The organism is Roseococcus sp. GW821-FHT12F05 (assembly GCF_058806835.1).
Map to the genome: position 1 here is coordinate 314,959 of NZ_JBXAQB010000005.1, position 12,282 is coordinate 327,240.

Consider the following 12,282-nt stretch of genomic DNA (forward strand, 5'->3'; position numbering starts at 1 on the left):
TCTGCCGTTTCCCTCGCTGGACAAGCCCCTCGCGCGGCCCGAAATACGGCCCATGGCCTCTGTCCCTCCCCTCGCCCCCGAACGCGCCCGGCAGCTTGCCGCCGAATTCGGCCTGAAGCCCGACGAGTACGAGCGCGCCCTCGGCATCCTCGGCCGCGACCCGACCCTGGCCGAGCTCGGCATCTTCTCCGTCATGTGGAGCGAGCACTGCTCCTACAAATCCAGCCGCGTCTGGCTGAAGGAGCTGCCGACCAAGGCGCCCTGGGTCCTCGTCGGCCCCGGCGAGAATGCGGGCGTCATCGAGATCGGCGAGGGCCTGGCCGCCGTCTTCAAGATGGAATCCCACAACCACCCCAGCTTCATCGAGCCCTACAACGGCGCGGCGACGGGCGTGGGCGGCATCCTGCGCGACGTCTTCACCATGGGCGCGCGTCCCATCGCCAACCTCAACGCGCTCCGCTTCGGCGACCCCAGGCTGGCCAAGACCCGCCAGGTCATGGACGGCGTGGTGCGCGGCATCGGCGGCTACGGCAATTGCGTGGGCGTCCCCACCGTGGGCGGCGAGGTGAACTTCCACCCGGCCTACAACGGCAATCCGCTGGTGAACGCCATGACGGTCGGCATCCTGAAGGCCGACCGCATCTTCACCGCGGCCGCCACCGGCCTCGGCAATGCGGTGGTCTATGTCGGCTCCAAGACGGGGCGCGACGGCATCCACGGCGCGACCATGTCCTCCACCGAGTTCTCCGCCGACAGCGAGGAGAAGCGCCCCACCGTCCAGATCGGCGATCCCTTCGCCGAAAAGCTCCTCATCGAGGCCTGCCTGGAGCTGATGGCCACCGACGCCATCGTCGCCATCCAGGACATGGGCGCGGCCGGGCTGACCTCCTCCGGCGTCGAGATGGCCGGCAAGGGCGGCATGGGCGTCGAGCTCGACATGGACCACGTCCCCCAGCGCGAGGAGGGCATGTCCGCCTACGAGATGATGCTGAGCGAGAGCCAGGAGCGCATGCTCATGGTGCTCAAGCCCGGCCGCGAGGCACTGGCCGAGGCCATCTTCCGCAAGTGGGAGCTGGACTTCGCAATCATCGGGCACCTGACGGACACCGGGCGGATCGTCATCAAGCACAAGGGCTTGGTGGAGGCCGATATCGAGCTGGCGCCGCTGGAATCCGCCGCGCCGCTCTATCGCCGCCCGACGGCGGAGACGCCGAAGCTGCCGGTCATCAACTCCGCCGAGGTGGCGAGCCCGGTTCCCCTGCTGGACGCGCTGAAGACCCTGGTCGCCTGCCCCGACCTCTGCTCGCGCCGCTGGATCTGGGACCAGTACGACGCGCAGGTAGGGGGACAGACGGCCAAGCGTCCGGGACAGGCGGATGCCGCCGTGGTCCGCATCGAGGACCATGTCCGCGCCCTCGCCATGACCACGGACTGCACGCCGCGCTACTGCCAGGCCGACCCCGAGGCGGGCGGCATGCAGGCGGTGGCCGAGGCCTGGCGCAACATCACGGCCGTGGGCGCCCTGCCCCGCGCCATCACCGACAACATGAACTTCGGCAATCCGGAGAAGCCCGAGATCATGGGGCAGTTCGCCGCCGCCGTGCGCGGCATGGGCGCGGCCTGCAAGGCGCTGGACTTCCCGGTGATCAGCGGCAACGTCTCGCTCTACAACGAGACCGAGGGCAAGGCGATCCTGCCCACCCCGGCCATCGGCGGCGTGGGCGTGCTGGAGGATGTGGCGCAGGCGGTGGGCCTCGCCATGCCCGTGGGTTCCGACCTGGTTCTGATCGGCGAGACGGAAGGCTGGCTCGGCCAGTCCCTCTGGCTGCGCGAGATCGCCGGCCGCGAGGAGGGTGCGCCCCCGCCGGTGGACCTCGCCGCCGAGCGCCGCAACGGCGACTTCGTGCGTTCCGAGATCCTGGCCGGTCGCGTCCGTGCCTGCCACGACTGCGCGGATGGCGGCCTGCTGGTGACGGTGGCCGAGATGTGCATGGCCTCCGGCGTCGGCGCGACGCTGGAGCCGAAGGGCGACCACGGCTTCTGGTTCGGCGAGGACCAGTCCCGCTACGTGCTGGCCGTGGCGGACGGGGCGGCACTTCTCGCGGCTGCGAAGTCGGCCGGCGTGCCGGCGCTTGCGCTCGGGCGTTCCGGCGGGAAAACTCTGGCGATTCCGGGTGGCGATGCCATATCGGTGGATGAACTTTCGGTGGCGAACGAATCCACGCTGCCGGAGCTGATGCGGGGGATGTGACCGAATGCCGATGCAGCCGGCCGAGATCGAGGCCCTGATCAAGTCCGCCATGCCGGACGCGAAGGTGGCCATCGAGGACCTGGCGGGCGACGGCGACCACTATGCCGCCACGGTCGTCTCCGAATCCTTCCGCGGGCTGTCGCGCGTGAAGCAGCACCAGCTCGTCTATGCCGCCCTCCAGGGCCGCATGGGCGGGGTCCTGCATGCCCTCGCGCTCCAGACCAGCGCGCCCGAGTAGAACATTCGACAAGGAACCAGCAGATGACGACCGTGACCGAGCGCATCGAGGCCGAGATCAACGCCAACCCCGTGGTGCTCTACATGAAGGGCACGCCGGTCTTCCCGCAGTGCGGCTTCTCCGCGCGGGTGGTGCAGATTCTCAGCCATGTGGGCGTGCCCTTCAAGGGCGTGAACGTCCTCGAGGACCCCGAGATCCGCGAGGGCATCAAGGCCTACACCAACTGGCCGACCATCCCCCAGCTCTACGTGAACGGCGAGTTCCTGGGCGGCTGCGACATCGTGATGGAGATGTTCCAGTCCGGCGAGCTGCAGTCGATGATGCAGGAAAAGGGCATCGTCAAAGCGGAAGTTTAACCGCTCCTCGGACGCCGGGCGGCGCCGGCCGCCTTGCGGCCACTCAGCCTGAAAGCTGCGGCGCCGCCAGGGCGCCGCGCAGCAGCACGACCTCGTCGATGAGGTCGGCATAGCCGATCCCCTTCGGCTCCGAGAGCGTGTGGCACCGCAGGAAGCGGTGCTGGCCCCGCGCCCGGCTCAGCTCCATCTCCGGAAATGGCCCGCTGGGCGAGCCCGGCACCACCGCGATCGTCACCAGGATCGCGCCCCGCGCCGAGCGGTCCAGCATGTCGCAGGTGTCCTCGAAGGCCGGCAGGCTGCGGCCGGTCTCGTCGGTGATCTGCAGCAGCAGCTTGCCGTGCAGCCCGCGCAGCGCGTCGCGGAAGCGCAGCACGGCGCGCTCCAGCGAAGCATAGCCCGCCGGCGTCGAGGGATCGTACTGGTGGAAGATGGTGGCGCCGTAGAGCTCGCTGAAGCGGCGGTGGCGGCAGAGGTAGCCCTTGCTGCCGATCGGCCGGTCCTCCGCCTCGATGGGCTCGTATTCCGAGGCCATAAGCAGGCCGGCGCAGTCGTCGATGATGCTGTCGCGCACCGCCTCGGCCGGGATGGTCATCCAGTCGAAGGGCCCGGCCCAGCGCCGCAGCCCGGCGCGGCGGAGCATGCCCGCCGTCTGCGGCGCGCAGCCCAGCCCGATGCAGGCGAGCGGCGAGGGCCGCGCGGCGAGGCCCGGCGCGATGACCGATTCGATCGTCCCGCGCGCGTTGGTGGTGGCCGTCAGCCGCTTCTGCGCCTCGGGACTGGAATTGATGGTGGCCACGAAGTCGGCCATCACATCGACCAGTGACTGGTTCTTCAGCCGGCGCCCCAGCTCGTCCGAGAAGTTCACGAGCCAGGTGGGATCCACATGGCGGGCAAGGAGGGCCTGATGCGTGGCCCGGACGAGTGTTTCCAGGACTTCGCGGAGAGGGACCGGGTCTTTGGAGGGCATGGAGCCTGTGTGCAGGCGAAGGGCGCGGTCCGTCAACCACCCGGATGTGACGTTGTTCTGCCGCGAAAATGAAAGCGGCGCAGGGGAGTGCCCCTGCGCCGCTTCCGGAAATCCCTAAAAGGCCGACGCCGCTTAGCGCGAGTAGAACTCGACGACCAGGTTCGGCTCCATCTGCACCGGGTAGGGCACGTCGCTGAACTTCGGCGAGCGCAGGATCCGGCCCTTCATGGCGCGGTGATCGACCTCGATGTACTCCGGCACGTCGCGGCCGGCCTCCTGCGTGGCGTCGAGCACCATGGTGAGCTGCTTCGACTTCTCCTTCACCTCGATCGTGTCGGTGTCCTTCACCGAGTAGGAGGCGATGTTCAGCCGCTTGCCGTTGATCAGCACATGGCCGTGATTCACGAACTGGCGCGCGGCGAAGGGCGTCACCGCGAACTTCATGCGGTAGATGATGGTGTCCAGCCGGCGCTCCAGCAGGTCGATCAGGTTCTCCGAGGTGTCGCCCTTCCGGCGCACGGCCTCGTCGTAATACTTGCGGAACTGCTTCTCGCCGATGTTGGCGTAGTAGCCCTTCAGCTTCTGCTTCGCCATGAGCTGGATGCCGAAGTCGGTCGGCTTGTTCTTCCGGCGCTGGCCGTGCTGGCCGGGGCCGTAGGTGCGGGCGCCCTGCTCGCCCTTGCGGGGCTTGGAGACCGGGCTCTTGGCACGGCCCCAGAGGTTCTCGCCGAGGCGGCGGTTGATCTTGTACTTGGAGGCAAGGCGCTTGGTCATGCGCGGCTTCTCCCGGCAGCCTTTCGGCGCGGGACCTTCTTTGGTGCGGAGCCATTCTCAGCTCTGCGGGTTGTCCCGGTAGTCCCTGCTCTCGCGAGCAAAGCGGGCGCACGCCCCGAAGGCGTGTCCTCGTTCCCAGGAATGGGCGGCGTCTTAGGGGTCGGGGGCGGGCTTGTCAAACCGGGCCGGCCGACCCTACTCCGGCGCCATGGTCACGCGCGAAGAGATCCTGGTCCTGGGCCTGACGGCGGGCGTCGTCGGCAGCCTGGTGGGCGGCCTGATGCTGGGCCTCGGCTTCATCGCCGTGTCGGAAGGCGTCCATATGGGCTGGCTGCTGGTGCTGCCGGCCGCGCCGGTCGGCGGCGGATTGGGATACGTGCTGGCGCGGAAGCTGGCGAAGAACCTCAGCTGAGATCGCGATCCGGCAGGGCGATGAAGATCAGCCCGGCCATCAGCGGCATGTAGAAGCGGAAGGCCGCCTCCTGCCCGTTCCAGCTGCGCGACTGCCACATCTGGAACCACTCGCCGCCCACCAGCATGAAGCCCACGAACCAGACGCCGAAGCCGGCCGTGGCCCCGAGGATCGACCAGGATTTTTGCGCATCGAAGCGCGCCGCCGGCGCCCGCAGCGCGCGGAGCAGCTGGACGGCGCCGATCAGGAAGAGCAGGCCCATCACCGCCTCGCCCAGGATGATCAGCGCGTAGCCGGCATGCCACCAGAAGGGGTCGAGGACGGCGCGGCCGCGCAGGCGGCCGTTCTCGAAGGTCGTGTCCATGCTGAACACGTGCTGCACGAAGGCGAAGTTCGTGCCGTAGTCGAGCAGGTTGTCCGCCGCGACGAGCAAGCCGAAGAGCCCGAAGGCCAGGGACATGAAGACCTTGGCGATCCGGCTGGCCATGTCGGCTACTCCTCGTCCATCGGCGGGGCTCCCTTTTCCGGCCGCCCCCGGATCATGCGCCCTCGCGAGAGTTCCGCCACCACGCCGTGCAGGGTGCGGACCTCCTGCTCGGTGATCTCGCCGCGCTCGAACCAATGGCGAAGGTTCCGGACCATGCCGGCTCGCTTGGGCGCGTTGCGGAGGAACCCGCAGGCATCGAGCTCCTCGGTCAGGTGCCGCATGAAATTGTCGAGCTCGCCCTTGGTGGCGACCTGGGTCTTGTGGGTCTGGAGCTGGCGCGGCGGGGTGGTGTCGGCAGCGACCCACCATTCATAGGCCATCACCATCACCGCCTGAGCCAAATTGAGCGAGCTGAACTCCGGATTGAGCGGATAGCGCACCAGCGTGTCCGCCCGGGCAAGATCCTCTGCCTCCAGCCCGGCCCGCTCGGGCCCGAAGAGGACAGCAACGCGCTCCTCGCGCCCATTGATCGCCCGAAGCTCCGCCGCCGCCGCCCGCGCCGTCATGACCGGGACGACCACATGGCGGGGGCGCGGGCATGTGGCGATCACGCGATGGCAGTCGGCGATCGCCGCGTCCACGGTCTCGAAGAGCTGCGCCGCGTCCAGGATGCGGTCCGCGCCGGAGGCGGCGGCCCAGGCCCGTTCCTTCGGCCAGCCGTCCCGCGGCGCGACCAGGCGCAGGTGAAACAGCCCGCCATTGGCCATGGCGCGCGCCGTGGTGCCGATGTTCTCCGCGAGCTGCGGCCGCACCAGCACGACGATGGGCGTCTCGCCCGGAGACGCCACCAGCGGCGCGGCGCCCTCCTCCCTCATGGGGTCAGGCCCGCTTCCACACCGTGCCCGCGGCGCTGTCCTCGAGCACGACGCCGTCGGCGAGCAGCGTGGCACGGATGCGGTCGGCCTCGGCGAAATCGCGCGCCTTGCGAGCGGCCGCGCGCGCGGCGATCGCGGCCTCGATGGCCGACGCATCCACCCCGCCCTGGAGCCAGGCCTTGGGATCGCCCTGCGCCACGCCGAGCACGGCCGCGGCCTCGCGGAAGGCCGCGGCCGCCTGGCCCGGCACCAGCGACCAGGACCTGCCGATGCGGCCCAGTACCGCGGCGTCCGAGCCGCCGACCGTCGCCGCGTTCTCCAGCGTGCGCAGGTCGCGCAGCCGGCTCAGCGTCAGCGGCGTGTTGAGATCGTCGCGCAGCGGCTCCAGCGCCCATTCCGCCATCTCGGCGATGACGGGCGCCTCGGAGACGGCGGGCGCACGGGAGAGCATGGCGTAGCTGTCGTCCAGCTCCTGCTTGGCCTCCTCCAGCGCCGCCTGGGTGTAGTCCAGCGCCGCGCGGTAATGCGTGCGCAGCAGCAACAAACGAAAGGCCTCGCCGACCCAGGGGCCCTGGGCCAGGATGTCGCGCAGGGTGAAGAAGTTGCCGACGCTCTTCGACATCTTCTCGCCGTCCACCAGCAGCATGCCGTTGTGCAGCCAGGTGTGCGCCATGAGGGGCGTGCCGAAGGCCGAACGCGACTGCGCCACCTCGTTCTCGTGGTGGGGAAAGATCAGGTCCGCGCCGCCGCCGTGGATGTCGAACATCTCGCCCAGATGCTTCCAGGACATGGCCGAGCACTCGATGTGCCAGCCCGGCCGGCCGCGGCCCCAGGGGCTCTCCCAGCCGGGCGTGCCGTCAGCGCTGGGCTTCCAGAGCACGAAGTCGCCGGGGTCGCGCTTGTAGGGCGCCACGTCGATGCGGGCGCCGGCCAGCAGCTCGTCCTGGTTGCGGCCGGAGAATTTTCCGTAATCGGGAAAACTGCCGACGCTGAAGAGCACGTGGCCCTCGGCGACATAGGCGTGGCCGCTCGCGATGAGCTTCTCGTTCATCGCGATCATCTCGGCGATATGCTTCGTCGCCCGCGGCTCCACGTCCGGCGGCAGGTTGCCGAGCGCCGCCATGTCCTGGTGGAAATCGGCCGTGGTGCGGGCGGTGACGGCGGCGATCGGCTCGCCGGATTCGCGCGAGCGTGCGTTGATCTTGTCGTCCACGTCCGTGATGTTCCGGGCGTAGGTCACGCGCGGATAGATCCGCCGCAGCAGCCGCGCCAGCACGTCGAAGACCACGACCGGCCGGGCGTTCCCGAGGTGCGCGAGGTCGTAGACCGTCGGGCCGCAGACGTAGAGCTTCACATGCTCCGGATCGAGCGGGCGGAATTCCTCCTCCCGCCGCGTCAGGCTGTTGTGGAAACGAAGCTCGGTCATGGGGAGCGGTCCATCAGGCAAGAAGAAGTCAGGCGCGACCTCCGCGCGGCGCGCGGGTCGTCAACCGTTGCAGCAAGAGGGAGCCAGGACCATGGCTCTCCTATGCGCCACGGGCCGGCCGCCTTCAAGCATGAAAATCGCCCCGCAGGCGGTCCGCCACCCTGGCCCGCCCCATCAGCGGCAGCAGGGTCTTGAGGTCCGGGCCGTGATCCTCGCCGGTCAGCGCCAGGCGCAGCGGCATGAAGAGCGCCTTGCCCTTGCGGCCCGTGGTGGATTTCAGCGCCTCCGTCCAGGCGCCCCAGGTGGTGCCGTCGAAGGGTTCCGCGGGCAGCAGCTCGCGCGCCTTGGCGAAGAACTCGGCCTCCTCAGGCTGCTCGACGGGCGCGATATGGCCGCGGATCACGTCCCACCAGTGCCTGGCCTCGGGCATCAGGTCGATGTTCTCCCGAATGGCCTCCCAGAAGCCGGCATCGGCGCCATCAGGGAGGCGCGGCCTGGCCTCCTCGAAGGACATGGCGTGCAGGATCTTCCGGTTCAGTGCCAGCATCTGCCGCGGATCGAAGCGCGGCGAGGAATGCGAGACGGCGGAGAGATCGAAGCCCTCCAGCAGCTCCGCCGGCTTGGCCGGGAACGGATCATGCGAGGTGCCGAGCGCGCCGAGATAGCCCGTGATCGCCGCCGCTTCCACGCCGTCGCGCCGGAGCTGCCGCAGCGAGAGCGAGCCGATGCGCTTGGAGAGCGGGCCGCCATCGGCATCCGTCAGCAGCGGTAGATGCGCGAATTCCAGCGCCTTGCCGCCCAGCGCGCGCCAGATGTCGAGCTGCACGCCGGTGTTGGTCACGTGGTCCTCGCCGCGCACCACATGGGTCACGCCGGTCTCGAGGTCGTCCACCACGGACGTGAAGGTGTAGAGCGGCGAGCCGTCGGCGCGGATCAGCACGGGATCGCTGATCGCCGGCAGCTTGACCGTGCGGCGGCCGAGCACGCCGTCCTCCCATTCGACCGTCGTGTTGGAAAGCTTGAAGCGCCAATGCGGGCGCTTGCCGTTCTCCATGGCGCGGGCGAGCTGCTCCGCGGTCATCTTCAGCGCGCCGCGATCGTAGATCGGCGGGCGGCCCTGCTTCATGCGGAGCTCGCGCTTGTAGTTCAGCTCCTCCTCGGTCTCGAGGCAGGGGTAGAGGTGGCCGCTCTTCTTCAGCCTCTCCGCCGCGGCCTCATAGAGCGGCAGCCGGTCCGACTGCCGGAACATGCTGTCCCAGTCGAGGCCGAGCCAGCGCAGGTCCTCCTCGATCGCATGGGCGAATTCCGCCTTGCTGCGGCCGGTGTCGGTGTCGTCCAGCCGCAGCACCAGCTCGGCGCCGAGCTTGCGCGCGACCAGCCAGTTGGCCAGCGCGATGCGCGCATTGCCGACATGGAGATGGCCCGTGGGCGAAGGAGCGAAGCGGAGCTTCATTCCTCCGGCTCCGCGTCGTCGCCGTCGTCATCTCCCTCTTCGGCCGCCAGCTTGCGCGGGTCGATGATCCGCCAGTTGCGGTCCTCGCGGTCGCGCGGCGGGGCCGCGGCGAAGTCGGCGAGCTCGTTGCCGCTGTTCCAGGCCCCCTCGATCGCGCGGCCCTCGGGATCGCCGATCACCGCATCCTCGCCGAAGGCGAACCAGGCCTCGCGCGCGGCCTCGGCATCGGCCCCGCGGGGCCGGCAGACCTCCATGGAATCCCGGACGTAGCGGCGCGCGAAGGCATTGGCATGGGCGAGGGACGAAAAACCGCGCACCGTCTCCAGCGGCTCGGATCCGTTGGCGCCGGAAAGGTCCATGATGCGGACCTCGATGCCGTCGGCCTTGCCCAGAATTTCGTCCGTGATGCTCAAGAGATCAGTCCGGTGAAGCCGTTGGTGATGGGGTAGCGCCGGTCGCGGCCGAAGGCGCGGCGGCCGATCTTCACGCCCGGAGGCGCCTGGCGGCGCTTGTACTCGGCGCGGTCCAGCATGCGCCAGACACGCAGGACCAGCGCGCGCTCGAAGCCTTGGGCGACCATGTCGTCCACGCTGCGCTCCTCCTCGACGAGGCCGTTCAGGATGGCGTCCAGCACCTCGTAGGGGGGCAGCGTGTCCTGGTCCTTCTGGTCGGGCTTCAACTCGGCGCTGGGCGGCTTGGTGATGACGCGCTCGGGCATGGCCGGGCCGTTCGGGCCGAGGGCGCCGGCCGGCACGTTGGCGTTGCGCCAGCGGCAGACGGCGAAGACGTCGGTCTTGTAGACGTCCTTCAGCACGGAGTAGCCGCCGCACATGTCGCCGTAGATGGTGGCGTAGCCGGTGCTCATCTCGCTCTTGTTGCCGGTCGTCAGCAGCATGTTCCCGAACTTGTTCGAGAGCGCCATGAGCGTGACGCCGCGGATGCGCGACTGGATGTTCTCTTCCGTGATGTCCGGCGCGCGGTTCGCAAAGGACGGCGCCAGCATCGTGTGGAAGGCGTCCATCGCCGGGCCGATCGGGATCGTGTCGTACTGGATGCCCAGCAGGCGCGCGCATTCCGCCGCGTCCTCCAGGCTCTCCTGGCTGGTGTAGGGCGAGGGCATCATGACGGCGCGCACGCGGTCCGGCCCCAGCGCGTCGGCGGCGACGGCGGCGGAGATTGCGGAGTCGATGCCGCCCGACAGGCCCAGCACCACGCCCGGGAAGCGGTTCTTGTTCACGTAGTCGCGCAGCCCGAGCACCATCGCCGCATAGATCTGCGCGGAACGCTCCATCGGGGCCGGGATGGCCTGCGGCTCGCAGCGCCAGACCTCGCCGTCGCGCGCCCAGTCGGTGAAGGTCAGCGCCTCCTCGAAGGCGGGCATGCGCAGCGCCAGGCTGCGGTCGGCATTGAGCACGAAGCTCGCGCCGTCGAAGACCAGCTCGTCCTGGCCGCAATTCTGGTTGAGGAAGACGAAGGGCAGCCCCGTCTCCACCACCCGCGCCACGGCGAGGTCCACGCGCGACTGCGCCTTGTCGATCTCGAAGGGCGAGCCGTTGATGGAGAGCAGCAGCTCCGCCCCGCTCTCGCTCAGCGTCTCGGAGACAGCGGGGAACCACCAGTCCTCGCAGATCATCAGGCCGAGGCGCAGGCCGCGGAACACCACGGGGCCGGGGGACGGGCCGGGATCGAAGACGCGCTTGTCGTCGAAGACGCCGTAATTCGGCAGCTCGTGCTTGGCCCGGCGGGCGACGATTTTTCCCCCGTCCAGCAGGAAGGCGGCGTTGTAGAGCTTTCCGCCATCGTACCACGGGCCACCCACGATCAGGCCGGGTCCACCATCCGCGGTTTCCGCCGCCAGCGCGGCGATCTCGGCCTCGGCCATGGCGCGGAAGGCCGGCTTCAGCACGAGGTCCTCGGGCGGGTAGCCGGCGATGCTGAATTCGGGCGTGACCAGCAGGTCGGCGCCGCCTGCCGCGGCCTCGGCGCGCAAGGCTCGGATCTTGGCGGCGTTGGCGCGCAGGTCACCCTCATGCGGGTTCATCTGCGCCAGGGCGATGCGGATGCGGTCGGTCATGTATGCGAAGTAAGCGTGCGGGGGTGCAGGGTCAACGCGCCCGCGGCGCGGGACCGACCACCCCGGCGATCATGCCGAGCGTCACCAGGCTGATGCCGGCGGCGCCCGCCCAGCCCAGGACCTCGCCCAGCAGCGGCCAGGCGCCCAGCGACACCATGGCCGGCACGACCGAGGTGATCACCGAGGTCTGCGGCGCGCCCAGCAGCACCACGGCGCGGGTGAAGAGGAAGCCGGCCACGACGACGGACAGGCAGCCCTGGTAGATCAGGTGGAAGGCCACCCACTCCCAGGGCACGGCGGCGAGGTTGCTCGGCAGGGCCAGCCACCACACCGGCAGGTAGATGGGCGCGGCCAGCAGAGCGACGGCCAGGGTGACCTCCAGCGCGCCGAGCTGCCAGCGGCGGACCATCCACATATAGGCGGTCCAGCTCAGGCAGCCCGCGATGAAGAGCAGGTCGCCGCGCCAGGCGCCCGGCTGGCTGGCGGCGGTCTCGGAGGCCAGCAGGGCGATGCCGGCGGCCACGATCCCGAGCGAGGCCGTGCGCCGCCAGCTCCAGGCATCGCCGAAGGCCCACCACCAGACGCCGGCGGCCAGGAAGGGCAGCAGCCCCGGCAGCAGAACGGCGCCGTGCGAGGCGGGGGCGAAGCGAAAGCCCCAATAGGCTGCCAGCGGGAAGCCGAAGGCCGCGGTCGCGGTCAGCGCCAGGCCGCGCCCCGGCCGCAGCCTCGGCCATCCGCGCAGGGCGACCAGCGGCAGCACCGTGAGGAACGCGCCGGAGTAGCGCAGCGCCGCCAAGTCCCAGGGCGTGAAGGGCTGGGCGGCCGCCAGGCGCGAGAACAGCAGGAACCCCGTCCAGATGAACAGGACCCCGAAGGCGCAGAGCAGCCCCTGTTGTCTCGCCGTCAGGTTCAAGGTCTGCCTCGGAGGGGCTGCGGCGCGATCCGGCGGGTCTTTTCCACCCTGGCGGCTTCAGCCGACTTGCCGATGCAACCAGATCGAAAAATCCCTCGCCGGCTCATCGCCGCGGC

General features: G+C 69.7%; 13 protein-coding genes. 4 read left to right on the forward strand and 9 right to left on the reverse strand.

Translation table 11 applies throughout. From position 1 onward, the window contains the following. Positions 1-52 precede the first annotated feature (52 nt). Genes purL through grxD form a run of 3 tightly spaced genes read left to right on the forward strand, consistent with a single transcriptional unit; the run spans position 53 to position 2,845 of the window. The gene (gene purL, locus AC1ROY_RS15640) at positions 53-2,251 is read left to right on the forward strand and encodes a phosphoribosylformylglycinamidine synthase subunit PurL (protein WP_493149771.1); all 2,199 of its coding nucleotides are present in this window, start codon (positions 53-55) and stop codon (positions 2,249-2,251) included. A 4-nt stretch (positions 2,252-2,255) separates the two neighbouring features. Next, complete coding sequence (locus AC1ROY_RS15645) at positions 2,256-2,489, forward strand: BolA family protein (protein ID WP_493149772.1); 234 nt, start codon at positions 2,256-2,258, stop codon at positions 2,487-2,489. A gap of 23 nt (positions 2,490-2,512) precedes the next feature. Next, entirely contained in the window at positions 2,513-2,845 is a 333-nt protein-coding gene (grxD, locus tag AC1ROY_RS15650) for a Grx4 family monothiol glutaredoxin (RefSeq protein WP_493149773.1), read from the forward strand. 43 nt (positions 2,846-2,888) lie between these two features. On the opposite strand, the gene AC1ROY_RS15655 is transcribed toward grxD, so the two are convergent. Together AC1ROY_RS15655 and rpsD are read right to left on the reverse strand one after the other, a co-directional pair. Then, entirely contained in the window at positions 2,889-3,812 is a 924-nt protein-coding gene (locus AC1ROY_RS15655) for a DUF1796 family putative cysteine peptidase (RefSeq protein WP_493149774.1), read from the reverse strand. A 132-nt stretch (positions 3,813-3,944) separates the two neighbouring features. Further along, positions 3,945-4,586 carry a 30S ribosomal protein S4 gene (rpsD, locus tag AC1ROY_RS15660; RefSeq protein WP_493149775.1) on the reverse strand — a complete coding sequence of 214 codons (642 nt, stop codon included), beginning with the start codon at positions 4,584-4,586 and terminating at the stop codon, positions 3,945-3,947. A 208-nt stretch (positions 4,587-4,794) separates the two neighbouring features. On the opposite strand from rpsD, the gene AC1ROY_RS15665 reads away from it, so the two are divergent. Beyond that, positions 4,795-4,998, forward strand: coding sequence for a hypothetical protein (locus tag AC1ROY_RS15665; protein WP_493149776.1), 204 nt, complete (start codon positions 4,795-4,797; stop codon positions 4,996-4,998). On the opposite strand, the gene AC1ROY_RS15670 is transcribed toward AC1ROY_RS15665, so the two are convergent. From AC1ROY_RS15670 to AC1ROY_RS15700, 7 genes are all read right to left on the reverse strand, one after another. Beyond that, positions 4,991-5,485: a DUF2165 family protein gene (locus AC1ROY_RS15670; RefSeq protein ID WP_493149777.1), complete on the reverse strand. Its 495-nt coding sequence runs from the start codon at positions 5,483-5,485 to the stop codon at positions 4,991-4,993. The two genes, AC1ROY_RS15665 and AC1ROY_RS15670, sit on opposite strands and share 8 nt — an antisense overlap. Before the next feature lie 5 nt (positions 5,486-5,490). Continuing rightward, a complete protein-coding gene (locus AC1ROY_RS15675; protein WP_493149778.1) occupies positions 5,491-6,300 on the reverse strand; it encodes an RNA methyltransferase in 810 nt (269 codons plus the stop codon). A gap of 4 nt (positions 6,301-6,304) precedes the next feature. After that, positions 6,305-7,726: a cysteine--tRNA ligase gene (gene cysS / locus AC1ROY_RS15680; RefSeq protein WP_493149779.1), complete on the reverse strand. Its 1,422-nt coding sequence runs from the start codon at positions 7,724-7,726 to the stop codon at positions 6,305-6,307. 124 nt (positions 7,727-7,850) lie between these two features. Further along, positions 7,851-9,179: a glutamate--tRNA ligase gene (gene gltX, locus AC1ROY_RS15685; RefSeq protein ID WP_493149780.1), complete on the reverse strand. Its 1,329-nt coding sequence runs from the start codon at positions 9,177-9,179 to the stop codon at positions 7,851-7,853. Next, positions 9,176-9,538 carry a hypothetical protein gene (locus tag AC1ROY_RS15690; RefSeq protein ID WP_493149899.1) on the reverse strand — a complete coding sequence of 121 codons (363 nt, stop codon included), beginning with the start codon at positions 9,536-9,538 and terminating at the stop codon, positions 9,176-9,178. The genes gltX and AC1ROY_RS15690 overlap by 4 nt, the downstream gene beginning before the upstream one ends. A gap of 50 nt (positions 9,539-9,588) precedes the next feature. Then, positions 9,589-11,253, reverse strand: coding sequence for an NAD+ synthase (locus AC1ROY_RS15695; RefSeq protein ID WP_493149781.1), 1,665 nt, complete (start codon positions 11,251-11,253; stop codon positions 9,589-9,591). A 31-nt stretch (positions 11,254-11,284) separates the two neighbouring features. Next, entirely contained in the window at positions 11,285-12,166 is an 882-nt protein-coding gene (locus AC1ROY_RS15700; protein ID WP_493149782.1) for a DMT family transporter, read from the reverse strand. Between the last annotated feature and the right edge of the window lie 116 nt (positions 12,167-12,282).

What these genes read in the sequence shown, in the direction of transcription:
- cysS (WP_493149779.1), bottom strand. Translation starts at nt 7,726, where the DNA reads ATGACCGAGCTTCGTTTCCACAACAGCCTGACGCGGCGGGAGGAGGAA.
- AC1ROY_RS15645 (WP_493149772.1), top strand. Translation starts at nt 2,256, where the DNA reads ATGCCGATGCAGCCGGCCGAGATCGAGGCCCTGATCAAGTCCGCCATG.
- AC1ROY_RS15665 (WP_493149776.1), top strand. Translation starts at nt 4,795, where the DNA reads ATGGTCACGCGCGAAGAGATCCTGGTCCTGGGCCTGACGGCGGGCGTC.
- AC1ROY_RS15675 (WP_493149778.1), bottom strand. Translation starts at nt 6,300, where the DNA reads ATGAGGGAGGAGGGCGCCGCGCCGCTGGTGGCGTCTCCGGGCGAGACG.
- AC1ROY_RS15695 (WP_493149781.1), bottom strand. Translation starts at nt 11,253, where the DNA reads ATGACCGACCGCATCCGCATCGCCCTGGCGCAGATGAACCCGCATGAG.
- grxD (WP_493149773.1), top strand. Translation starts at nt 2,513, where the DNA reads ATGACGACCGTGACCGAGCGCATCGAGGCCGAGATCAACGCCAACCCC.
- rpsD (WP_493149775.1), bottom strand. Translation starts at nt 4,586, where the DNA reads ATGACCAAGCGCCTTGCCTCCAAGTACAAGATCAACCGCCGCCTCGGC.
- AC1ROY_RS15690 (WP_493149899.1), bottom strand. Translation starts at nt 9,538, where the DNA reads ATGGACCTTTCCGGCGCCAACGGATCCGAGCCGCTGGAGACGGTGCGC.
- purL (WP_493149771.1), top strand. Translation starts at nt 53, where the DNA reads ATGGCCTCTGTCCCTCCCCTCGCCCCCGAACGCGCCCGGCAGCTTGCC.
- gltX (WP_493149780.1), bottom strand. Translation starts at nt 9,179, where the DNA reads ATGAAGCTCCGCTTCGCTCCTTCGCCCACGGGCCATCTCCATGTCGGC.
- AC1ROY_RS15655 (WP_493149774.1), bottom strand. Translation starts at nt 3,812, where the DNA reads ATGCCCTCCAAAGACCCGGTCCCTCTCCGCGAAGTCCTGGAAACACTC.
- AC1ROY_RS15670 (WP_493149777.1), bottom strand. Translation starts at nt 5,485, where the DNA reads ATGGCCAGCCGGATCGCCAAGGTCTTCATGTCCCTGGCCTTCGGGCTC.